Origin of the sequence: Peribacillus muralis (assembly GCF_001645685.2) — a bacterium.
Taxonomy (GTDB): Bacteria; Bacillota; Bacilli; order Bacillales; family DSM-1321; genus Peribacillus; species Peribacillus muralis_A.
In genome coordinates, this window is sequence record NZ_CP017080.1 from 1,183,410 (window position 1) to 1,206,509 (window position 23,100).

At 39.3% G+C, this 23,100-nt stretch carries 25 protein-coding genes and 1 pseudogene; 16 read left to right on the plus strand and 10 right to left on the minus strand.

Annotation, left to right across the window (positions count from 1 at the left end; genetic code table 11):
* Nucleotides 1-106 precede the first annotated feature (106 nt).
* From ABE28_RS05650 to ABE28_RS05665, 4 genes are all read left to right on the plus strand, one after another.
* Nucleotides 107-1,315 carry a metallophosphoesterase family protein gene (locus tag ABE28_RS05650; RefSeq protein ID WP_064466660.1) on the plus strand — a complete coding sequence of 403 codons (1,209 nt, stop codon included), beginning with the start codon at nucleotides 107-109 and terminating at the stop codon, nucleotides 1,313-1,315.
* A 19-nt stretch (nucleotides 1,316-1,334) separates the two neighbouring features.
* Nucleotides 1,335-4,352, plus strand: a complete 3,018-nt coding sequence (locus tag ABE28_RS05655) for an ATP-binding protein (RefSeq protein WP_064466659.1) — start codon at nucleotides 1,335-1,337, stop codon at nucleotides 4,350-4,352.
* Between the two features lie 40 nt (nucleotides 4,353-4,392).
* Complete coding sequence (locus ABE28_RS05660; RefSeq protein WP_257390726.1) at nucleotides 4,393-4,800, plus strand: hypothetical protein; 408 nt, start codon at nucleotides 4,393-4,395, stop codon at nucleotides 4,798-4,800.
* A gap of 266 nt (nucleotides 4,801-5,066) precedes the next feature.
* Entirely contained in the window at nucleotides 5,067-5,891 is an 825-nt protein-coding gene (locus tag ABE28_RS05665) for an ABC transporter ATP-binding protein (protein WP_064466658.1), read from the plus strand.
* A gap of 210 nt (nucleotides 5,892-6,101) precedes the next feature.
* On the opposite strand, the pseudogene ABE28_RS26045 reads toward ABE28_RS05665, so the two are convergent.
* Nucleotides 6,102-6,260, minus strand: a pseudogene (locus ABE28_RS26045) (IS110 family transposase); the annotation flags it as partial.
* Nucleotides 6,261-6,827: 567 nt separating this feature from the next.
* On the opposite strand from ABE28_RS26045, the gene ABE28_RS05670 reads away from it, so the two are divergent.
* The 7 genes from ABE28_RS05670 to ABE28_RS05695 all read left to right on the plus strand — a co-directional run bounded on the left by ABE28_RS05670 (nucleotide 6,828) and on the right by ABE28_RS05695 (nucleotide 12,785).
* Entirely contained in the window at nucleotides 6,828-7,295 is a 468-nt protein-coding gene (locus ABE28_RS05670) for a DoxX family protein (RefSeq protein ID WP_064466657.1), read from the plus strand.
* Between the two features lie 221 nt (nucleotides 7,296-7,516).
* Entirely contained in the window at nucleotides 7,517-7,723 is a 207-nt protein-coding gene (locus ABE28_RS05675) for an NADPH-dependent FMN reductase family protein (protein WP_156775693.1), read from the plus strand.
* A gap of 412 nt (nucleotides 7,724-8,135) precedes the next feature.
* A complete protein-coding gene (locus ABE28_RS05680; RefSeq protein WP_064466655.1) occupies nucleotides 8,136-8,648 on the plus strand; it encodes a DoxX family protein in 513 nt (170 codons plus the stop codon).
* A 206-nt stretch (nucleotides 8,649-8,854) separates the two neighbouring features.
* Nucleotides 8,855-9,019 (plus strand): hypothetical protein, encoded by a 165-nt coding sequence (locus tag ABE28_RS24885; protein ID WP_156775694.1) that lies wholly within the window; start codon nucleotides 8,855-8,857, stop codon nucleotides 9,017-9,019.
* 479 nt (nucleotides 9,020-9,498) lie between these two features.
* Nucleotides 9,499-11,082 carry an FMN-binding glutamate synthase family protein gene (locus ABE28_RS05685; RefSeq protein WP_083232228.1) on the plus strand — a complete coding sequence of 528 codons (1,584 nt, stop codon included), beginning with the start codon at nucleotides 9,499-9,501 and terminating at the stop codon, nucleotides 11,080-11,082.
* A gap of 483 nt (nucleotides 11,083-11,565) precedes the next feature.
* Nucleotides 11,566-12,504: a 3'-5' exoribonuclease YhaM gene (yhaM, locus tag ABE28_RS05690; protein ID WP_064466654.1), complete on the plus strand. Its 939-nt coding sequence runs from the start codon at nucleotides 11,566-11,568 to the stop codon at nucleotides 12,502-12,504.
* A gap of 98 nt (nucleotides 12,505-12,602) precedes the next feature.
* A complete protein-coding gene (locus tag ABE28_RS05695) occupies nucleotides 12,603-12,785 on the plus strand; it encodes a sporulation YhaL family protein (protein WP_053344914.1) in 183 nt (60 codons plus the stop codon).
* A 47-nt stretch (nucleotides 12,786-12,832) separates the two neighbouring features.
* Here the strand turns inward: ABE28_RS05695 and ABE28_RS05700 are convergent, their stop codons facing one another.
* Nucleotides 12,833-13,699 (minus strand): peptidylprolyl isomerase, encoded by an 867-nt coding sequence (locus ABE28_RS05700; RefSeq protein WP_064466653.1) that lies wholly within the window; start codon nucleotides 13,697-13,699, stop codon nucleotides 12,833-12,835.
* Nucleotides 13,700-13,899: 200 nt separating this feature from the next.
* On the opposite strand from ABE28_RS05700, the gene ABE28_RS24380 reads away from it, so the two are divergent.
* Together ABE28_RS24380 and ABE28_RS05705 are read left to right on the plus strand one after the other, a co-directional pair.
* Entirely contained in the window at nucleotides 13,900-13,983 is an 84-nt protein-coding gene (locus ABE28_RS24380) for a YjcZ family sporulation protein (RefSeq protein WP_081092482.1), read from the plus strand.
* A gap of 185 nt (nucleotides 13,984-14,168) precedes the next feature.
* Complete coding sequence (locus tag ABE28_RS05705; RefSeq protein ID WP_034314699.1) at nucleotides 14,169-14,252, plus strand: YjcZ family sporulation protein; 84 nt, start codon at nucleotides 14,169-14,171, stop codon at nucleotides 14,250-14,252.
* Between the two features lie 117 nt (nucleotides 14,253-14,369).
* Here the strand turns inward: ABE28_RS05705 and ABE28_RS25665 are convergent, their stop codons facing one another.
* Nucleotides 14,370-14,552: a hypothetical protein gene (locus tag ABE28_RS25665; protein ID WP_061143102.1), complete on the minus strand. Its 183-nt coding sequence runs from the start codon at nucleotides 14,550-14,552 to the stop codon at nucleotides 14,370-14,372.
* Between the two features lie 97 nt (nucleotides 14,553-14,649).
* The gene (locus ABE28_RS05715) at nucleotides 14,650-15,189 is read right to left on the minus strand and encodes a DUF3267 domain-containing protein (RefSeq protein ID WP_064466652.1); all 540 of its coding nucleotides are present in this window, start codon (nucleotides 15,187-15,189) and stop codon (nucleotides 14,650-14,652) included.
* A gap of 194 nt (nucleotides 15,190-15,383) precedes the next feature.
* Here ABE28_RS05715 and ABE28_RS05720 point away from each other — a divergent pair, with 194 nt between their 5' ends.
* Entirely contained in the window at nucleotides 15,384-15,710 is a 327-nt protein-coding gene (locus tag ABE28_RS05720) for a DUF1878 family protein (protein WP_064466651.1), read from the plus strand.
* Nucleotides 15,711-15,712: 2 nt separating this feature from the next.
* Here the strand turns inward: ABE28_RS05720 and ABE28_RS05725 are convergent, their stop codons facing one another.
* The 6 genes from ABE28_RS05725 to ABE28_RS05750 all read right to left on the minus strand — a co-directional run bounded on the left by ABE28_RS05725 (nucleotide 15,713) and on the right by ABE28_RS05750 (nucleotide 20,417).
* Nucleotides 15,713-16,255: an HTH-type transcriptional regulator Hpr gene (locus ABE28_RS05725; protein ID WP_064466650.1), complete on the minus strand. Its 543-nt coding sequence runs from the start codon at nucleotides 16,253-16,255 to the stop codon at nucleotides 15,713-15,715.
* Between the two features lie 181 nt (nucleotides 16,256-16,436).
* On the minus strand, nucleotides 16,437-16,805 hold the full coding sequence (locus tag ABE28_RS05730) for a YtxH domain-containing protein (RefSeq protein ID WP_064466649.1): 369 nt from the start codon (nucleotides 16,803-16,805) through the stop codon (nucleotides 16,437-16,439).
* 586 nt (nucleotides 16,806-17,391) lie between these two features.
* Nucleotides 17,392-17,484: an IS3 family transposase gene (locus tag ABE28_RS26050; RefSeq protein WP_373921333.1), complete on the minus strand. Its 93-nt coding sequence runs from the start codon at nucleotides 17,482-17,484 to the stop codon at nucleotides 17,392-17,394.
* A 525-nt stretch (nucleotides 17,485-18,009) separates the two neighbouring features.
* On the minus strand, nucleotides 18,010-18,528 hold the full coding sequence (locus tag ABE28_RS05740) for a tryptophan transporter (protein WP_064466647.1): 519 nt from the start codon (nucleotides 18,526-18,528) through the stop codon (nucleotides 18,010-18,012).
* A 126-nt stretch (nucleotides 18,529-18,654) separates the two neighbouring features.
* Nucleotides 18,655-19,758 carry a 3-phosphoserine/phosphohydroxythreonine transaminase gene (gene serC, locus ABE28_RS05745; protein WP_064466646.1) on the minus strand — a complete coding sequence of 368 codons (1,104 nt, stop codon included), beginning with the start codon at nucleotides 19,756-19,758 and terminating at the stop codon, nucleotides 18,655-18,657.
* Between the two features lie 236 nt (nucleotides 19,759-19,994).
* Nucleotides 19,995-20,417: an HIT family protein gene (locus tag ABE28_RS05750; RefSeq protein WP_064466645.1), complete on the minus strand. Its 423-nt coding sequence runs from the start codon at nucleotides 20,415-20,417 to the stop codon at nucleotides 19,995-19,997.
* Between the two features lie 659 nt (nucleotides 20,418-21,076).
* Between ABE28_RS05750 and ABE28_RS05755 the strand changes: the two genes are divergently transcribed.
* Together ABE28_RS05755 and ABE28_RS05760 are read left to right on the plus strand one after the other, a co-directional pair.
* On the plus strand, nucleotides 21,077-21,820 hold the full coding sequence (locus tag ABE28_RS05755; RefSeq protein WP_057912648.1) for an ABC transporter ATP-binding protein: 744 nt from the start codon (nucleotides 21,077-21,079) through the stop codon (nucleotides 21,818-21,820).
* Nucleotides 21,813-23,021 carry an ABC transporter permease gene (locus ABE28_RS05760; RefSeq protein ID WP_064466644.1) on the plus strand — a complete coding sequence of 403 codons (1,209 nt, stop codon included), beginning with the start codon at nucleotides 21,813-21,815 and terminating at the stop codon, nucleotides 23,019-23,021. Before ABE28_RS05755 ends, ABE28_RS05760 begins: the two co-directional genes overlap by 8 nt.
* Nucleotides 23,022-23,100: the final 79 nt, after the last annotated feature.

Genomic DNA, 23,100 nt, shown 5'->3' on the forward strand with positions numbered 1-23,100 from the left:
TACTGTTCATTAAATGAATCGCCTCAACAATTCTGTGATTTTGGTGGGAAAGTATGTTCTCGTTATGTTAAAGTGAAATTAATAACAGTTATACCGAGGTGAGGCTATGAGCAGTGTGAAATTCATTCATGCGGCGGATCTCCATCTGGATAGTCCATATTCAGGTCTGAAGGGTTTGCCGTCAACGATATTAAAGGAATTAAGGGAAAGTCCATTCAAGTCATTTCAAAATATAATTAATGAAGCCATTTTCCATCAGGTTGACTTTATCGTGCTGTCTGGCGATTTGTTTGATGGTGAAAATCGGAGTCTTCGGACACAGGTGCGCTTTAGGGCCGAAATGGAAAAACTACAGCAACTTCAAATACCTGCCTATATCATTCATGGGAATCATGATCATCTTAGCGGAACATGGATTACTGTGGAACAACCCGATAATGTCCACGTATTCTCGGGTCAAACGGAAGTGAAATCGTTTGAAAAGAGGGATGGGACAAGCGTCCACTTATATGGATTCAGTTACCCACGCCGTCATATTAAGGAGAGGGTGATTGAAACGTACAAGAAGTCTGAAGGGGCGGATTATCATATAGGGCTGCTTCATGGGAATTTGGAAGGCAATGCAGAACATAGCCCCTACGCGCCTTTTTCCCTAAAGGAATTGGCAGACAGGGATTTCGATTATTGGGCCCTAGGTCATATTCATAAGCATCAGGTGGTTTCAGAGGACCCGCTCGTAATTTACTCAGGTAATATTCAAGGAAGGAACCGCAAGGAATCAGGAGAAAAGGGATGTTTGCTCATCGAACTCGATGGAGAATCGAGAAAACATACCTTCATAGGGACCTCTGAGGTTATATGGGATAGTGAAACGATCGAAGTATCCGGCGATGGGGGATTCGATGGGATCTTCAAGCAATGCAAGGAATTGATTGAGGAAAAATGCTTGGATGGCAGAAGCTATCTTTTGGAAATACAGTTGGATGCAGGGGAAAATGCAGGGGAGGTTGCGGAATACCTTGAGGATTTGACCCGGATTTTACAGGAAGAAGAGCAAGCTGAAGTGTTTATCTGGGTGTATAAAATTAAGCTAACGCATACCATGCAGATGAATAGGTCAAGCGAAATATCTCCATTTGTGGCTGAAGTGTCACAGCTTGCTTCTGAATTTGATGAGACGGAGACTTCGTTGGCCCCTCTTTATCATCATCCGATTGCGAGAAGGTATCTGGATTCGATGGAACCAAAAGATCAGGAGTCACTTTTGGATGATGCGGAGAGGTATCTTTTGCAGCTGTTTGAAACGAACACATAATGAGGGAGGAGGAGAAGCGATGATCATTAAAGACCTCCATGTCTATGGTTATGGCAAAATCGAAAACGAGCGTTTTTCTGAACTGGGCCAGCTGCAGGTGTTCTTTGGCGAAAATGAATCAGGCAAGTCCACCATCATGTCTTTCATGCATAGTATATTATTTGGGTTTCCGACAAGGGTTCAAAACGAACCGCGTTACGAGCCTAAAATGCATGCCAAATATGGGGGGAGACTTACTCTCATAACAAAAAAACATAGGGAAATCGTTATTGAACGAGTGAAGGGTAAAGCGACTGGCGATGTAACGATCACCTTCGAGGATGGGAGGGTCGGGGGTGAGGAAGAGCTTAATGATATTCTTCTTGGTGTGGATAAAAACTATTACCAAGCCATTTTTTCTTTCGACCTTCAAGGACTTCAAGGCTTGCAAACGCTAAGTGAAGGAACGATGAGTAAATATTTATTGTCAGCTGGGCTGGTCGGGAATGATAAGCTTCTTGAGGCAGAAACGAAGTTGCAAAAAGAGCTTGATCGGCTATTCAAGCCTTCAGGCCAGAAACCCCTATTGAATGTGAGGATAAAAGATCTTAAGGAACTGCAAAAAAAGGTAAAGGCATCGGAACAGGAGCAGCAGTCATATACGGCATTTTTGCACGAAGAGACAGAACTTAAGGAGAGGCTTGCCGAGATTACGAAAGCTATCCAAGCGATAGAAGAAAACCTTGTGAATGTAGGGACTTTCCTGCGAATTAAGCCCTTGATTGAGGAGCGGGGGAATATTGAATCGGAATTAAGGAAAATCAAGGATGTAAGTTTTCCTGTAGATGGTTTAAAAAGGCTTGAGCAGTTGCAAGCCGTTGGAATGCCAATGAAGGCCCAGCTATCTGCATTGACCGAGAAACTGAACAAACTTGAAGAGAATCTTATTGAAAGCGAGATCAATCCATTTATCACGGAGCACAAAGAGCAGATTGAACATGCAGTCGACCAAGGAACTTTACTGGAGAAGCTCGAGGTGGACATGCGCACGGCAGAACACGAAAGGCTGATGGAAGAAAAAAATATTGAGAAGGTGAAGCGGGAACTATTCCTCGATGAACCAGATGCTGAAATCAGCAAATTCGATATCAGTACATATATGAAGGAAAAGGTCAAACGAACGGAGAGGGATAAGCACCAGCTCCAAAATGATAAAATGCAGCTCGATGAGAAATATGGGCTGCAAAAGGTGAGTCTGGAGACGACAGAAGCCCGCTTGAAGGAGATAGAAGCACAGTTAATGCCTGAGGAGAAACGAAGCAAGCTGGAATTTTCATACAACAAGCAACATAACAGTGAATTTAAAGCAGTCAAAAGTCTCATACTCGATGAGCAAATACTCGAACTTGAAAAACAACTGGCTCTACAGAAAAAGAAGAAGGCACATGATCGCAATCGATCACGAATCATGAATGGAAGTATAGTAGCGCTTCTATGTTTAGGTGCGCTCAGTTGTTATTTCAGTGATCAGTTGTTGCTATCAATGATATTTCTGGCTGCAGCCATCCTGTTTGCGGTTTCCAGGTACCTCTTTAAAGGAGAGGATATATTATCAGGACATATCCGGCAATTGGATGACGCGAAACGAAAAAGAGAAGAACTTGGCAGTGAAGCTCATCAGGATAGTGATGGGGAATCGATGCGACGATTGCTGGAACTCGACGACCGTCTCCAAAGGCAGTATGAAACGGAAAGGGTCAAATATGAGGAACGGGAGGAGGCATTTGAATCGACCATTCAGGAGTATGCGGCTTGGGAAGCGCGAAGGGAAAAATTGGCTAAAGAAATGAAAAGCATCTTAAGTGGATGGGGCATGTCTTTTCCCGGCATGGAAATCAATCTTGAATCTGTATTCGACATGCTTGGGAATTGGAAGGGGGCCGTGGAAAGGAAATTCGAAACAATCGAGCGGCATCAATATCTACATGAAGAATTTGATGGCAAAGCGAAGATTTTATTTCATTTTGCCCATGACCTTGATTTTGAGCCATCCACTTGGCGTGAAGCGATAGGCCTTTTAAAGCGGGAATTGAACGATGCTGTAGAGTTCTCTGTCCAACGAACGCAAAGGGTTCAGGAGCGAAGCCATCTGCGGAATGAAATCGAGCAGCTGACGAGGGAAAAGAATTATCTTGATGCCGAAATGGAACAGCTATTTGGGTTAGCCAAGGTAAATGACGAGGAAGAATACAGACATCACGCTGCCCTGTCCGAAAAGAAAGGATCTTTGACAAATCAACTTGGGTTGATTGCCGTCCAAATTGAGCAATCGAGAATGCTCCCTGAACGAATACGAACATATGTTAAACAACAGATCACCTCCTATACATTAGAAGAGTTAGAACGGAAATTAAAGGATGCAGCAAACGCGAAATCAGCATTAATGGAAAAACTGACTGACACGAAGCATCAGATCAAACGTCTTGAAGCATCAGGTGTATACGACGATTTACTTCATCGGTTTTATGAAGAAAAAGCGGCGTTTAATGAAGAGGCGAAAGAATGGGCTAAGTTGGCAATTTCCAAACGCTTGTTGAATAAAACGCTGGATCGATATAAAAGGGAACGGCTTCCGAAGGTCATCGCGGATGCAGAGCGACATTTTGCCTTTTTGACGAATGGGTGTTATTCGAATATCATCCTTGATCATTCAGGGGAAAAAATTTTGGTGCAGCGCAGTGACGGCTTAAGATTCGGTGTGGAAGAGGTTAGCCGCGGGACAGCCGAGCAAATATATGTTTCCCTAAGGCTTGCGCTAGCGGAACACACCTTTGACAATGATCCTTTCCCACTCATCATTGATGACGGTTTTGTTAATTTTGATGCAAAAAGGACAAAACGGATGCTTGAATTATTGAAGACAATTTCGCGAAAACGGCAAATCTTCTTTTTTACCTGCCATCATCATGTCATGGAGAATTTTGCGGAGAAAGATGTGATTCATCTATCCAATCCTATATTGAACAAGGATAATGATTTGATCATCCGTGGAATATAATTGGATTGAAACTTTCATAAAGAGCGTGAAGTCATTGATTATGAATGAGTTTGTAAGCAGGCATGATCCATCTTTACTGTTAATCATCGAAAAGGAGTTCCTTGGTACGCGATGTATGGGTGGGAAATATTCTGCCGAAGGTCATACGATCACTTTATATCAGGAAGATATCGAGATTCAGTGTCAACGTTCGTTAGGGGCGCTTGATAAGCTTGAGGAATATACATGGATCATCCTTACGCATGAAATCGGTCACGCGCTGGATAAAAAGCTAACTGCGCTGAATGAGGAGTTATGGAGCACAGGTAATCCGAAAATCCTATATCAAATTGAGGTAAAAGCCTGGGGTATCGCAGCTGAAATAATGTCCTTTATCAATTTGAATTTGTTCACCTTCAGGAAAGATGAATCTCTCGCACATTGTTCAAAACGGCTGCTCGTAGGTTAACGGGCGATCATATGGAAAGGCATACTGTAGATAAACTCTCGATAATGGAGGAGTTTGTCTGCAGTTTTTGTGTTTTCTTCGTACGTGGCTTTACACTGCACTTTGAATATGAAATACGGGTAATCGTCATATATTTGAAGGATAGACGAATGAATCATCCATGGAGATGGACCTCGATGTTTTTGGTTCATTATGCTTATTTAGTTTGACAGTGATAATCATTTTCATTAAACTGAAATTATTAGAATAATAAGGGGAGTATTTTTATGCGACCAGTTATTAACACCCAGTCTTTATCGCTTGGTTATGGTGATAAATTAATTATAAATGATATGGATTTAGAAATTCCCAAAGGGGAGATCACTGTTTTCATTGGTGCCAATGGCTGTGGGAAATCAACTTTGCTGCGATCGGTGGCCCGCTTGTTGAAGCCGCAAGGTGGTTCGATAGCCTTGGAAGGCAAGGAGATTTCCTCCATGTCATCGAAGGAGGTAGCAAGAAAAATGGCGATTCTTCCGCAATCGCCGACAGCTCCTGAAGGTCTTACAGTCTATCAGCTCGTGAAACAAGGGAGGTATCCGTATCAAAGTTGGTTGAAACAGTGGAGCGCCGAGGATGAAGAGCAAGTTCAAAAGGCAATCGAAGCAACGAACTTGTCAGAGTTGAAGGACCGTGCAGTAGATGAATTATCAGGTGGACAGAGGCAACGGGCATGGATTGCGATGACGCTGGCTCAGGATACGGACATCATATTGCTGGATGAACCGACTACATATCTTGATATGACCCATCAAATCGAGATTCTTGACTTATTGTACGACTTGAATGAGCTTGAGAATCGGACGATCGTAATGGTGCTTCATGATTTGAATTTGGCATGCCGTTATGCGGATAATTTAGTTGCCGTTAAAGACGGGTCGATACATGCAGAAGGACGGCCTGAGGAAATCATCACGCCAGGGTTGGTCCGGGAAGTATTTGGGATGGAGTGCCAAATTGCCTTCGATCCAATTTTCGGCAGTCCCATGTGCATCCCGTTTGGGAAGGGGCGTTATGCTCGAAGTAGGATTAAGGCGATGGCCAATGGATAAACTCAAGTGAACCCAAAAAGTTAGACACTTTATTTACTTCGGAAGTCTTGAGGGCATGAATCCGGTAATCTACCGGGCTCATGCCCTTCTTATGACTAATATTCAGAATGTACGGAGTATTCAGTCTACTGATGATAATTTGGTGACGAACTTTGGATAACTTCATGCAAAATGGACCTAGTATACTTGTATTTTTTACTAGATCATTAATTATGATTTGGAAGCCAACCCGTATTCATAATTCATACTGTGTGATATAAGAAAGAAGATGTTCTTCAAGAGTTTATTTACACAGGTGATGGACGCAACTTTATGACATTTGTTATAGGGGTGCGTTTTTAATTTGTCGTAATACTCAACGCTATGATTCTACCCTTAACGTCTTGATAACGTCTAGCGTATGACCGTAATTGCTCGCACTAAACATCATTGCTATCTTTTCTGCCATCGCTCCAGAGAAATTTTTATTTGTATTGGAAAGTATTTTATTTTGAATAATCGTTTTTGAAAGTTCCTGAACAAAATCTGGATGTGGAAACCATGTTTTGAATAATGAGCGATTTATCTTTTCAGAGGAGATAAACCTACATTTACAGTTCATAAAATACTTAATGTTAACTATTTTTCCTGAGAAATTTTCGAAACAAAAAGATTAAACTAATTAAAAATAATACCTTATTTAACTTCCTTCTTATTTTAAAAAAATTATTGTAGATTATACTTCCAACAATAAGAAGAACAATCAATTTTAGATTTTTTTGTATTTACAATCACATCAAATGGTACTTTTTATTTATATAGTGGCGTGGTTTTTACATTTCACAGTAATTTTTTATCATTTATATGGTATTATTATAAAATATTGGTAATTAAAATACAATTAAACGAAGGAGAAAATGTTTACTTAAATACTTATGATAATCTGGAGGGTGAAAAATGCAAGGGAAGCAAATTGGATGGATTGCGTTATACATAAGGTTAGCCTTAGGTGTTAGCTTTTTATCAGCTGTGGCCGATCGATTTGGATTATGGGGAAAGCCGGGGGCTTCAAATGTGGCATGGGGCAACATGAAGGGTTTTATGGACTACGTAAACGTGCTAAATCCTGTTGTACCTGATGTGTTTATACCAACAATCGCATGGATTGCGACCATTGGTGAAATCATTTTTGGAATTTTATTGATCCTTGGTTTTCAAACAAGGATAGTAGCCTTACTGAGTAGCCTCATGTTACTTCTATTTGCGTTAGGTTTAACTGTAGGAGTTGGTTTTAAAGCTACTCTTGATTATTCTGTCTTTTCTGCATCTGCAGCCTCTCTTCTATTGGTTTGCTTCCGTGATATTCCGTACAGTTTGGATTCACTCGTGAAGAAAAAACAAAGAAAATATAGCATAAATGTTTAATTGGTGTATCGGCAAATAAAAGGTACGCACTGACTTTTAGAGATACGAATATGTGAATGGATGGCATCTCTCATTGTAATACACAATGGAAGATGCCGTTTTTGCGTTCAATATATTTGCAAATTTCTAGATGGAAGACTCAATCGTAGGAGGGGAAGCAAAAGCGTCTGGTATTTCCTATATTGATAAAAATCTCGAACAATAGAAGAGTAATATTTCAAATGATTAAAGAAAGGAGAGGAGTGGGGGCACTTATTCACGAGAGACTTACACAAAGCCACCCTAATTTAAAGCAAGTTCTTAATATTGTAGGTATTGATGATGTGTCCGCCCTCTATGTAGAAGGACATGAAATGGAACCTCAGAGAGCCAATGAAATCATAAATACGGATATGCGGAAAGCAAAAAAACTTGCTGCTACTTTTTAGTAGCTAACAAAAGGCGCATTCCACCTGGCAGAACACTTTGGAATCACTCCTGTCGAGTAGCAATCATGAAAAAGATGATGAAGTCCGTGTTATTTTGTTCTCGTCAGGGGAGCAATGGTTGAGTCGTTTCTGAAACCTTTTATAGGGTAGCGGCATCTTTTCAGGTGTCGCTTTTGCTTTACTTATTAAACAAAACTTATCCTATAATAGGCGAGGTGAATCTTCCAAACATCGACAAAAGACGGCGAAAATGAAGCCGGAAAATTATAATTCACAAAAAAGACAAGAAAAGTTTGTGAAATTATGAACATTATACTGATTTTTATTCTATAAAAAAATAAATGGTAGTATAAAAGTGTAGTAAAACTTGATAAAGATTGTGAATATATTAACAACAAGAGGAGATGGGGACATGTTAGACTTACTAAGAAAAAATAAAATTGTAGCAGGAATACTAGCAATATTTCGAATTTATTTAGGTTATCAATTTCTACACGCAGGTTTTGGAAAAATAGTGGGGGGTAGCTTTGATGCAACTGGTTTTCTTCAAGGAGCAATTGCCTCCAGCACTGGAGAGCATCCAGCAGTTCAAGGATGGTGGGCGTTATTTTTAAAAAACGTAGCATTACCAAATTCCGAGTTATTTACTTTCTTAGTACAATGGGGAGAATTACTTGTAGGTATTGCTTTAATTCTAGGTTTATTCACTAACTTCGCAGTATTAATGGGTATGCTCATGAACTTCTCCTTCTTATTTAGCGGTACTGTAAGTACAAATGCACAAATGGTGCTTCTCGGTATTTTCGTAGTGGTTGCGGGAGAAAATTCTGGTAAATATGGATTGGATAGATATGCAATTCCCTATTTTAGAAAACTATTGAAAAATGGAACGAAAAAAAATAAAAAAGGTTCTTTAGCTGCTTAATAAATAATTATTGATAAACATAAAGAAAAAAGACATGCTACATGAAAGCCTGTAAGACTGCATTTCAAAAAGAAGGAATCAGAAGGATTACTGAATTTGTATGAAATCTTATTGAGTAGGAACCATTATGTTTTTGCAGTATAGGGAAAAGAAAGTGTTTTGTTTGGTTAAGCCGTATCATTTACCTTTATATTGAGAGGAAGCTAATGAAAAACAAAAAACAGATGGACTTCCAAAAAAAAATCATTAAAGAAGAATATGTGACTGAAAAGGACATTATTATTCGAGTGAGAAAATTATTGACAAAAAATAAAATTAAAAATGCTGATCGCAAGTGGAAAGAGAAATTACTTAAAAAAGACAAGAAGTAAGCCTATCAAGGATTGACCAACCAAAACATGTCTTTGGAGCGCCGGTTCGCCCCTAGCCGCTGATGTAAACAAGAGTTATCTTATTTCCTTACAGATTCTAGTTATGATAATCTTCCCATCGTATCAGCGACGAGCTAAAAAGTTAGACGATTTAATTCCAGGATGTGTTGAAATTAGTGGTGTGAATGTGATTAAACAGATTTTCACAACAAAAGGATTATTTTATTCTAAATATAATGTATAAAAATTAACATTTAAGCTGCGCGTTTTATTGCGTAACTTAAATGTTTTTCTTTTATGTTTCATTTTTGATATCTGGCGTTTTAAAAAAGAAATTTCACGTGAGGATAAAAATGGTAATATGGTTCAAGTAAAAATAATAGGAAATGGGTAGTTTATGTTTTATTACAAAAAAAGGGATTAGTTTAAGATGCATTTTAAATATGCAAGAAAGATCAAATAAGAGAAAGGGTGATAGTATGTCAAAGATCAAAAAAAACCTTCCAACATTTTTAAAGGGATGCGCCATTTTGGGGTCAGTGGCAGCAGCAACGTATTTATACCGTAAGGATGACACACAAAAAGAGCATTCGATATTGAGGAATTTCCCCTTAATTGGAAGACTTAGATATTTGACTGAGCAAGTTGGGCCGGAACTTAGGCAATATTTATTTGATAATAATAATGAGGGCACCCCTTTTTCAAGAAAGCAATTCGAAGATGTAGTAAAATCAGGGAAATATAAGAGTCGAGTAATAGGATTTGGATCGGAACGTAACTTCGATGAAGCTGGTTACTACATTCGGAATAGTATGTTTCCAAAGCTCCGAGAAGAATTAAGATTAGATAATTCCCAGAAAATTGATACAAAGGTTTATGGAGATATGAAGGAAGGTCTATTGACTCGAAAAGAAATTTTGAAAAACAACCAAGCGGAACCATATTTCTTACGACAGGAGGATGCTGTCATCATAGGAGAAAATACATGCCAGAAGCCATTTAAACTAAAAGGACTTGTCGGGCAATCTGCCATGAGCTATGGTGCACTTGGGAAGAATGCCATCACTGCACTCTCGAAAGGGTTGGGGCTGGCAGGTGGGACTTGGATGAATACTGGTGAAGGTGGTATTACTAAATACCATCTTGCTGGAAACGTCGACATTATAATGCAGATAGGTCCAGGACTGTTTGGAGTAAAGACACCGGATGGGAAATTCTCCTGGGAAGAATTTAAAAAGAAAAGTGATATTGAACAGGTAAAGGCATTTGAAATTAAATTAGCACAAGGTGCTAAAATCAGAGGTGGACACGTTGAGGGGCAGAAGGTGACCATGGAAGTTGCCAAAATTCGTATGGTAGAACCAGGAAAAACAATTAACAGTCCAAACCGATTCTATGAATTTACTAATTTTAGCGAACTGTTCGATTTTGTACAAAAAATGAGAGATGTAAGCGGAAAGCCAATAGGTATTAAAATTGTCGTGGGGGATCTTGAAGCTCTTGAGGAAATGGCAAAAACCATGAGAGATACAGGTGAAGGGCCAGATTTTATTACAGTGGATGGGGGAGAGGGAGGAACTGGGGCAACCTATCAGGAGCTTGCAGACGCTGTCGGCCTTCCAATTATGTCAGCCTTGCCACTTGTAGATGAGATTCTGAAAAAATATGGTGTACGTAACAGGATCAAACTCATTGCATCTGGCAAGTTGATATCGCCAGATAAAGTTGCAATTGCTTTAGCGATGGGGGCGGATTTAGTAAATATTGCTCGCGGCTTTATGATTAGCATCGGTTGCATCATGGCAGAAAAGTGCCATACAAATCACTGCCCGGCGGGTGTAGCGACTACTGATTCAAAGTTACAGGAAGGTTTAGTTATTGAGGAAAAACAATACCGAGTTGCCAATTACGTAATTTCCCTCCGTGAAGGACTATTTAATCTTGCGGCTGCAGCAGGTATTGATACGCCAATTAAATTTGAACGAAAACACATCATACACAAGGATAATTACGGAAGAGTTTCCTCTGTCTGTGACATTAACCTCGCTCTTGAAAAAAGGTAAGAAATTAAGATTCAGTAATAATTGGAGGTAGAGGCGGTTGTCAAACTGCGTTTCAGGACAATCAATGAAGTGAAAATTTTAAAAATGGAAGGGTCTTGAAAGTTGACTCCTCAATATAAGTGTTACGTATATAAATCTAATATCCGTAATGCAAATAAGAATTCGTTGAAAGAATAATCGTTTTATCCGACTCAAAATCGTGTTCCTCTGGAGTCTACCGATAAAGACTAGTTTATTCCCTAAATGTTTTTTATTGTTTCATTTTTGCTGTTTGGCGTTTTAAAAAAGAAATTTCATGTGATGAGAAAAATGGTAATAGGATTGGAATGAAAAGGCTATGGTTTTGAGCCTTTTTTTATGTGGAAATGGATGGCAAAGCGTCCATCCGTAACAATATGTCCAGTACTTATTGACAAAACTAAACGGACTTTTTCTAGGTTCATATGTTATAATGTTGATATTTAATTGAACGGGGGCAGTCGCATGGGAAATGGGATCATTCACTATGGAATTGGTGAAGTTGTAGATATATATATGTATATAAAAACGAGTACAAAGGCGGTTGCAAGTAATGGAAAGCCGTTTTTAACATTGATTTTATGTGATAAAACAGGAGAGATTGAGGCAAAGTTATGGGATGTTTCCGAGGCTGATGAAAAAACGTACTGTGCTGAAGCAACGGTGAAAGTTCAAGGGGAGGTCCAGAATTATCGAGGCCGAAGCCAATTGAAAATCCGCAATTTAAGAGTCACGTCGGATGCTGATGGCATAACGAAGGCCGATTTGATTCAAACGGCACCTTTAAGTCAGGAAGAAATGATGGAAACGATCACTCAGTTCATTTTTGAAATGAGGAATCCGAATATCCAAAGAGTCACTAGACACCTTATTAAGAAGTATCAGAATGAATTCCTGACGTTTCCCGCAGCGACTAAAAACCATCATGAGTATATGTCTGGTCTCGCTTATCATGTCGTATCGATGCTAGGTTTGGCCAAAGCCATATCAACCCTTTACCCTTCGCTCGATCGCGACCTTTTGTATGCAGGAGTGATACTGCATGACCTTGGAAAGGTACATGAGCTATCCGGGCCTGTGTCGACCGTTTACACGGTGGAAGGGAACTTATTAGGTCATATAACCATCATGGTGAATGAGGTTGGTAAAGCAGCAGAGGAGTTAGGGATAGAAGCTGAAGAAATCATGATTCTCAAACACTTGATCTTGAGCCACCATGGCAAAGCGGAGTGGGGCAGCCCGAAACCGCCAATGGTGAGGGAGGCTGAAGTGCTGCATTACATCGATAACATGGATGCAAAGATCAATATGATGGACCGGGCCCTGGAAAAAGTGAAACCGGGTGAATTCACGGAAAGAGTCTTCGCGCTCGATAATCGCTCATTTTATAAACCTACATTTTAAAGAAATATGCTTCTTTCCGATGGAGAAAGAAGCATATTTTTTTTGTTCCCGCATATTTTCTAGTAAATGGATAGTAGATTTTTTGGGAGGGAATGGACATGCCGATTTGGATCTGGTTCGTGTTTATTGGAATTATTGTCAGTGCAGTCATGTCAATCTGGACAGCAAGGCAGGAGCGGCTTATAGATGATGCTTGGATAGAGAAGGAAGGTCAGAAGTACATTGAACGTATGGAAGAAGAGCGTGAGAGGCGTAAAAAGGATATAAATCAGGGAGCATAGCCGAAAAAAAGCGGCAGGACAAAGTCCTGCCGCTTTAGCTTATCCAATTATTTTTCGGCTTTTGCTGCGTCTCCGGAAGTGATGGCGTCTTTAAGGTCTTTATCTTTGATTTTTACGTCAGCTTTTTTCACTTCGGCATTCAAGATATCTTGAACCTTGGTTTGGTCGATTTGTGCGACTTTCAAATCATACTCTAGATCTTTTTTCATATCCTTGTACGATTTTTTTTCTTTTATATCTTGAAGTTGGATGATGTGGTAGCCATAATCCGATTTAACCGGCTTACTGATTTCATCTTTCTTCATCTTGTATGCTTGCTCTTCAAATGCAGGAACCATTTCGCCTTGACCGAACCAGCCTAGTTCCCCGCCTTTTTCAGCTGTCCCTGTGTCTGTTGAATATTCTTTGGCAAGTTTGGCGAAGTCTTCGCCTTTATCCAATTTAGCCTTCACTTCGTCAGCCGTTTTTTGGTCTTTTACAAGAATATGTCTAGCCTTGATTTGTGGTTTATAGTCTTCATAAGCTTTTTTCACGTCAGCTTCTTTTACTGTGATATCAGCAACGGCGGCTTTTTCTTGAAGCATGCCGATCTTAAGTGCACGTTTAAGATCTTCTTCGCTCTTATATCCGGAAGAGGCTAGGGCCGTTTGGAAATTATCACCCATTTGCTCTTTGAGTTCTGCCGTTTTGGCTTTAACTTCTTTATCCGTTACTGTATATTTTTCTGAAAGAACTTTTTCATAAACAAGTTCCTGTAGGACAGTGTCACCATAACGGTCCTTCATGACATTGTAAAATTCTTCTTTCGAAATATCCCCCGCTTTAGTTTCCACGACTGCCTCTTTGTCGCTGTTGCATGCTGTAAGTCCAATCAGCCCTGCAGTAACAGCAATCGATAATGCCCATTTCTTCATTGAGAACATCTCCTAATTTTAAGTTTCTTGTTTACTATTCTTCGTATTTCCACAAAAATAACTATAACATATTATGGTTACTTTACAAAAAATAATATATTGATGTATGAATAAGAATTTTTGGAAAAATGGGTGAATGCCTACCCAGATCATGAACAACTACATATGATAAATCGAGGACATCAAAAGGAGGTAGCATAATGAGTAATGGATTTAACGGAGGTTTCGCCTTGTTAGTGGTGTTATTCATTTTATTAATAATTGTAGGGGCAGCCTATTGCTAAACGATTGCAAAATTAATAATGGAAAGTGCCCACTCCTTTTGCCGTGGAGTTGAATAGGATAGGGTAGCCGCTCAACAGAAAAAGAATAAAATGTTATCAAGCAACGAAAGGGTTGGATTCCTTTTGGCGGATATAAGAGTGTGCAAGAAACTGTTATTACTTAAGAATGGAAAGGAGGAAGATCAATGTCTGGAGGAATAGGTGGAGGCTTTGCTCTAATTGTCGTTCTTTTCATCCTGTTAGTCATCATTGGAGCTTCTTGGTTATAAATGCATAAACAAAAGGCGAAGCATATCGCTTCGCCCCTTTTCTTTATAATTTTTGAAAATGCACCGGGTATCACCAATGTATGTAACAAATAATGCTTCATCATTTGTTGCTCATCTCTACGTATACAAAATTTCAATATAGGAGGATAATAACATAATAGTAATTAATACATTAATGGTCCTGAATACTTTAGGCTGACGGTCTTCAGCAATTTCTTTTTGGATACATAAAGAGTTGGTCATTCTATTAATATTATAAAGGATCAAAATGGCAACAACAATAAACCAGAACGAGATCAAAACCTAAAATCCCTCCTTGCAAAACATCATGTATAAATACGATACCAAATTATAATGAAAAAAGATACTTAAAAATCTTTTGCGAAAAGAAATGAAATCACTTTTGGATAAGGATGTCGTATCCTTCTCGATGTTCTTCGATAAATGAATGTCCTGGTGAACCAACCAGGTTTTTTATATAAATGAAATCCGATACACATAATCCGGTGTGCAGGGATAATAAAATGGTGAAATAATGGATGTAATGCGGAAATCTAAGTGCACAACCAATTAATAATACCGACATAATGAAGAAAGGTAAGACAAGTGTCAAGAGATAGAGATGCTTTCGAATCGGATAATGTACATTCACATTGCATGTAAGGACGAGCTTCCACTTAATGGACCAAGAAGTTTTTACTCTTTTACATAATAATCGTAAAGGTAAATAGTGTAATAGTTTGTGAACAGGATATAATAAGACTAATAGGCCAAAAAATAATATTGTTTGATCGTCATACAAAACGACCCGGGATGAAACGGCACTTAATAATGTATAGATCAAAACAAATGACATCAATATAGTAAAAACGGAAAATAAGAACAGACGGCAATTCCCATATTGTTTTGCCATGTCAATTGTTTTCCACGAGTTCATTTCGAAATCAGCCCTCCAAAGACCGTTGAATTTACTTACATACATTACGATGAATGGGTGGAAAAAGCAATAGAATTCTTGGATTTAGTATAAAGATAATAATTGCCACAGAATGGATAAGGGTAAAGTTGATGATTGGCGGGTACGGTCGGCTTGCAGTTAAATATGAATGATTGATTGGGGATTAATGATGTATGAGAAACTTAAATGAAGAAATAGACATACTCCGTTTTCATCAGGGGCTTTTATTGAACCTGATACGGAACCCAAAGGCAAGATTGGACTTTTTGCTTGTGGAAAAAAATTTCACGAAGAAGGAGGCGGATGATCTATTGGAATTATGTGATATTCTGAGCAAACGCTATGAAATAGAAAAAGCGGAAGGATACATGAACTTTCGACCGCTTTTTAACCAATTTGAAAGAAAGGTCAATCCAAAAATAACGATAAAGGAGTGCATTGACGCATGCCTCTCACAAGGTTTATATGTATCCTTCATGAGGGAAATGGATAGAGTGTGAGTCTAGACTGGTTCAGTTTCTTTCTCTATCTTTTTTTTTGTGATTTTACCCTCGACATCAGTAAACTCCTGATCAATATTATCGAAGGACCGTTCAAAGATTTGCATGAAATCTTCACCGTATATATTACGGATGACAGCCATCATTTCAATCATATCGGGGAACTTACCATAAAGCTCGCGCAGTGGAAGTGCACCTGAGAAAGCAGAATTCTTACTGGGGTCATAAGTCTCCATTAGATCAAGCAGAATCTTTTCGCCTTCAGATGTGATCTCAATATAAGTATTCCTCTTGTCATTTTCTTTCTTGGAAAAGTTAAATGCCGTAGAAACATGCATGACCCCAAATTTTGCAACGTCTGAAATGGAAGAGCCATTAAGATGGTAGGCAATCCAAAGAATATGGTGCTCGTTGATGTTTAAATCATAGGGCTTAATCCATTGCTGCCAATCTTTTTCAATCGATTTCCATAATGCTTTGCTTAATTGTGCAATTCTTTGACTAAAAATCATTGCTTCTTTCATAGAATAATTTTTATTCTGCATATTATAGACTCACCTACTTATAAGATTCTGTATATTTATTATGACAATAAAATAAAAATTAATAAAGATAATATTTGCAAAATTTTTAGAAAATTTTAGTTTTTTTAAGGAATTCTCCATTTTTCCTTTGTTAAAAATGTAATTATTAGGAAAAATGGAGAATCCGGTTTGTGTAACGATGCTAGCTGTTATTTTTTGAAGTAGGGATGGACGTTTCCAATTGTTTTAAAGAAGTTTCAATTTCTTGAACATTCTTCAATAATTCATTCTTATTCGGTTCGATTTCCTGTTTCCAATTCTCGATGACCACCTGAACGTCCGAAATGAATGTTTTTACCGTTTCTTTGCTGATTTGAGTGGCTTCCAACGAGTCATCTTTAATATTTTGCATTTTTACCTTCAGTTCATCAATGGTAGTCTTCATTTCTTCCGCATTCGTTTTGATGCGATTTCGAAAGTCCTTGCCAGAGCTTGGTGCTGCAAGCAAGGTTGCGGCACCCGCTACGACTGTTCCGGTTAAAAAGCCAATTAGTAATGATTTTGCTTTCATTAGGATCACCTCATTCAATAATATTGTTTTCGCGGTACATGGTCTGATTCCCTGCCGAAATATAATTCAATTGGAAATTTTGAAAATAGGGTTGGAAATGCTATTGATAACAAAATACCATAATTTTCTTTCCTTTGGAAGAGTATCTACCATTTTATCTTTATATCACAAAAATATTTTCTTAAACTTAGATAGTAAATATATAATATTTAAAAATAACTTGAAGTTTTGGCGAAAACGCTTCATATAAAGGAAGGATGAGCATATAGATAGTAAAAACAAGCTGTCGGAACATAGATGGCACTGGTGGGTTAATAATGAAAATCATTTTTTTATTAGGCCTGATTTGCCTGTGCGGGATGGGGTACTTTCTAAGGAAAGCAAAAATACCCGGCATCTATCCTCCCAGGAGGGTGCTCCAGGCCAGGGCTTACGCTATGGGTTTGCCCGGGGTCTTGCTGCTTCTCATTTGGTTGATGTGGCTATTCATTCACTGATTATAGAGGATGGCCCTGCTGACTCCAGTTTGATAAGTGTAAAAAAGCGCCTGACACTTGAAGTGAACCCGAAAAGTTAGATGTTATATTTAATTGGGCAGCTTGTGGGCATGAATCCGGAAATCAACCGGGCTCATGCCTTTTAACTTCACATTAATTCGTTGATGACTGCAATAATGGATATCTCTTCTACTTCCTGCTTGAAATGCTTCATACTGTCAAATTCATGTAGTAAAGTAATTCAGATTGTAATAACCGAGAGAAGGTTTCCATGCCAGCCTTGATCTCCACGTATTTATCCTGATACCCGAAGGCGTTTTTCCAATAATAATAGCTGCTCCGTACGATATTCGCGACGAATAGAAGTAGCTGTAAAGTGCATTTTCCCCTTGGTTCGTGCACTACTTTCGCGCTTGCATTGTTTTGCCAAAGTAATAGGGCAGAACGTGCTGGAATATTTGAAAACGGGAGCGGTTTGGCGGATTGACGACCATTGTTCGTGTATTCAGTTCATCTTCTGTCCTTTAAGTTGTATAGCGTTTTTCAAAAGCACGTCGATATTCATTCTGGCGAAACCAAGCATGTCATACTCCAACGGATTTAGTTATGCTTTGTATTTCTGTTGTTCTGTAATTTCAGCCATATAAAAACTGCACCCCAATTGTTAGATGTCTAACGATTGGGGTGCAGTTCACTTTTTATTTATGTTAAGCATTGATGGAAACATTCGATTTTCTGACGATGCCGTTCACAATTGGAAAAATGATGACCATCGCAACTGTATTCAGCAGTACGGCAGGAAGTACAACTGCTCCGAAAAGGGCAACGAAAGGTCCTGGAAGGGACACGATATAATATGCCGATCCGAGGAAGACAGCGCCGGAAATGATTGTTCCTACGGCAGTCAAGATACTAACCGTCACAACGGATGTTGTAAGCTTCTTAAGACTGATGAATAAAAGGTAAAACAGAAAGGCTGTTACCAATTTGTCTATAATATTCGGGATCTGTCCGCCAGGAAATGTAGTTGTCATGGCAGAGATGGCTCCAGCAGCCAAGGCGACAATGAACACATTCCTTTTTTCAGGAAACAGGATAATTGCCAGAAACATCATCAGCAGCATCATATCCGGTTTCATACCAAGGAAGAAGCCTGGAACGATAAAATGCAGGGCAGCCCCAATCCCGATTAATAGCGACAGCGACACAAGGGTTTTCGTTTTCATTTACTCATCTCTCCTATTCTCATCTCGACTAACATCTTTTCTTCAACAATGCACTATTGCTTGTTGCAAGAAGGTTAAAATATTATATCATAAGACCTATTTTTTTAGAAGTGGATTTTTTTGAGATTAAGAAATTTGAGCTTCCTTAGCCTTAAAAGCTTCCTGGAATTTTTTCATGAAATCGGCAAGTTCCTGGCAATGGGATAGAGGGACAGCGTTATAGATCGATGCCCTGCAGCCACCGATGGAACGGTGACCGTTCAGTCCGACGAATCCTGCTTGCTTCACTTCTTTAAGAAATTGTGATTCGGCTTCTTCTGACGGAAGTGTAAACGTAATGTTCATGAGAGAGCGGCTGTCAGGCTGGGCATGCCCTTTATAAAAACCATCGCTGCCGTCGATGGCATCGTAAATGACTTTTGCTTTTTCTTCATTGTTTTCAGCGATCTTCCCGACTCCACCTTGTTCTTTTGCCCATTCCAATACTAGCGATAATAAATAAATAGCCAATGTAGGTGGAGTATTGTATAAAGAATTATTTTTTGCATGGATGGAATAGTTCAACATGGATGGAATGCTGTCGTTGTCCGTTATCAAATCTTTACGGATGATAACAACGGTGATTCCGGAAGGACCTAGGTTTTTTTGTGCGCCTGCATAAATGATGCCGAATTTACTTACATCAATTTTCTTGCTGAGTATATCACTGGACATATCCGCCACTAAAGGAACGCGACCCGTTTGAGGGAAATCTTTCCATTGTGTTCCGTAAATCGTATTATTGCTTGTAATGTGAAGATAAGCTGCATCCTCATTCAATTTGATGTCTTCAACTTTGGGGATGAATGTGTACTTATCATCTTTTGATGAAGCCACCACTGCCGTTTCACCAACTTTTTTGGCTTCTTTTAATGCTTTTTCCGACCAAGAGCCAGTGAGGATATAATCTGCCCTTTTTCCCTCAGGCAAAAGGTTCATCGGAATCATGGAGAATTGAAGACTTGCCCCGCCCTGCAGCAGAAGGACCTCATAATTTTCGGGAATGTCCATAAGCTCTTTTAATGATTGTATGGCACGGTTATGGATTTTTTCGAACTCTGCACTCCGGTGGCTTAGCTCCATGACGGACATGCCGGAATCCTCGATATTCAACCATTCGTTTTGTGCTCTTTGTAAAACTTCCAAGGGCAGGGCAGCCGGCCCAGCATTAAAATTGCGTGTTCGTTTCAATTTTTTTCCTCCTATACGATAGTGTATTAAAGTGTTTGCGCCTATTTGTCTATCCTAACAGAAATCGAAATTCAATTGGAGGAAAATTTAGAATTTTTAAGTCGTTCTCCTTGTGAAATGAATGCCGACTTGGTCCACACTAAAATGGTCCAGCACCATTTTAGTGTGGACCAAGTCGGCATTCATTTTTTTGATACATCAAGCGCTGGGTGCCTTCAAATGCGGACAAGCCGGTATCATTCAATATGCTGGGCAATGGAATCAGCGATCTGCTTCAGGTCATCAGGTGTATAAGCACTTGCATTCGTTTTCCAGACTGCCCCGAAGCCGTCACCTTCTCCATGTCGCGGAATTAGATGCATATGAAAATGGAAAACGGATTGTCCGGCAGCCTCCCCGTTGTTATTCAAGAGATTAAGTCCAACTGGGTTGAATTCCTGTTTCATCGCGCGGGAGATCTCCGGAACGACTTCGAATAAATTCTTGGCAATTTCAGGTGTTAACTCATAAAGATTTTCCTTATGTACTTTCGGAATTACCAGCGTATGTCCTTTTGTTACTTGACTGATATCGAGAAAGGCCAATACATGCTCATTCTCAAATACTTTGGTGCTGGGAATTTCTCCATTGATTATTTTACAAAAAATGCAATCGCTCATCAAAACCGCTCCCTTAAAAGTTAGAGTATTTGGTTAATCGTACCATAGCATCGATCGTTGCGAAAAGAAAAAATCATAAAAACAGGATGCAACATTGAGTTGCACCCTGTCCTGGAAAAAGGGGGTTTTGCTTCAAAAATTCGCATTAGCATAAATTCTCTGCGACAAACACCTCATCTACAATAAAGTAAAATACGGTTATCTGGTTAGAGTTTTTCCATTCAAAGCAACCATCTCCTATATCTTTAAAGTTTCATCAACTTATAAAGCATAATTGATAATCATTGAATGATTTTTCTGCTTTTACGTGCAAGAGAACCATCTCCTTGCTCGAAACGATTTTTTTATTATGAAGCTTCTGGTTTAATTCAGTTATACGTCTTTAACTGACACCTCATTTACAAGATGATGTGAATCATTTGTAATAAAACCTTTGGGCATTTCAGTGTAATACGTCTTTAACTGACACCTCATTTACAATATGATGTGAATCACACGTAATGACTAACCCCTTCTTCCTTATTTATGATGGCCAGTGAGCCGAAAAAATATAATTAGTTATTTTTGGAAATTTTTCTCCGAGAACACTCGACTATATAAATCCAGGAGAATTTGTTAAAATGGGAATAAGAACCTCTACAAAAGAAAGGATCGTTAATATGTCCTTATTGGAAATAAAGCAACTAGTCGGCGGATACACGAAAACGCCCGTTTTAAAAGGGATAAGTTTTGACATTCAACCAAATGAGCTGGTGGGTTTGATCGGGCTCAATGGTGCTGGGAAAAGTACGACGATCAAGCATATCATCGGACTTATGGAGCCAAAGGGCGGCAGTGTATCGATACACGGCAAGACGCTTGCGCAGGATCCCGATACATATCGAAAACAATTCACATATGTTCCCGAAACGCCTATCTTATATGATGAGCTGACGCTTGAGGAGCATTTAAAGCTGACGGCCATGGCGCATGGATTGGCGGAAGCCACATATAAAGAAAGAATGGATGCCCTCCTTAAGGAGTTCCATATGGAGAAAAGGCTTAAATGGTTTCCGGCCCATTTCTCCAAAGGGATGAAGCAAAAGGTCATGATCATGTGCGCCTTTTTGGTGCAGCCTTCTTTATATATCGTTGATGAACCATTCGTGGGTCTTGATCCATTGGGCATTCAATCATTGCTTGATTTAATGAGGAAAATGAAGGAAAGCGGAGCGGGAATTTTAATGTCGACTCACATTTTGGCAACGGCAGAGAGGTATTGTGATTCCTTTATCATCCTGCACAATGGTGAAATTCGTGCAAAGGGCAATCTTGAGCAGCTCCGGGAGCAATTTGCGATGCCGGGAGCGACGCTGGACGATTTGTATATTCAATTGACGAAAGAAGAAATTGGGCATGAATAGTCAAAATCTCTGGAAGGAAAGATATTTGGGGTATATAAATGAAACGCAAAAATACCTTCGTTACATTTTTAACGGACATTTGGTTTTTGTGATGGTATTAGTTCTTGGTGGTCTCGCTTATTATTACAGTGATTGGGTGAAGACGCTGGACGTTGACTTCCCGGCCGAATGGATCATGGCCGTTGTTTTATCACTTCTTGTCACAAGAAGTCCGATAAATACCTTTTTGAAGGAACCTGATACCGTATTTTTGCTACCGCTTGAAACGAAGCTGAAAAGTTATTTTAACAATTCGCTGTTGTTGAGTTGGGTTATGCAAGGCTTTATCCTGCTTGCTGTACTTATTGCATTCATACCAATGTATACGAAGGTCACGGGTGCTGGCGGCAGGGATTTTGGGATCATTCTCGTTGTATTGCTGATTTTGAAGTTTGTGAATTTAATCATGCGCTGGAACGTATTGAAATATCAGGATCCCTCAGTCAGCCATTGGGACTCCCTCATCCGCTTCATCCTTAATGGAGTGATGCTCTATTTCGTCTGTTCAGGGGCAAATATCTTCTTTGCCATCATTACGATGTTCATATTGATAGGGCTTTACCTGTATTACCGGAGTGCAGCCAAAGATTTTGTCTTGAAGTGGGAGCGCCTTGTTGAACTGGAAAATAAGCGAATGAATTCGTTCTATCGAATTGCGAACATGTTTACGGATGTCCCCCATCTAAAAGGGAAGGTATCAAGAAGGAAATGGATGGACTGGCTCTTGTCGTTCATTCCATATGGTGAAAAATCCACTTATACCTTTTTGTATGCCCGCACCTTGCTGCGGTCCAATGACTATGTGGGACTTTGTCTTCGTTTAACCATCATAGGGTCGGTCATATTAAGCGTATTCACTAATATGTGGGCTCATTTGATCGTCACTTTTTTATTCTTATTCATGACAGCCCTGCAGCTGCTGCCGGTATGGAAGATACATGAATGGAAAGTGTGGGTCTCTCTGTACCCACTGCCGGCAAAAATGAGAGAATCTGCAGTTATTAAGCTTATTTCATATTTCTTATTCTTTGAGGACTTCGTCTTTTGTATCGTCCTGCTTGTAAAAGGGGAATGGATGTCAGCTTTGGCCACCCTGGTGCTGGGTCTTGCTTTCTTGGTCGGGTTTAAAAATTACGCAACAAAGAAAATTAAAAACTTTTGAACGGAAAGCTGATTTTTTCATGAAATCAGCTTTTTCTTTTCATGAAGGAAATCTAAAAGACTTGAGATAAGTATATACA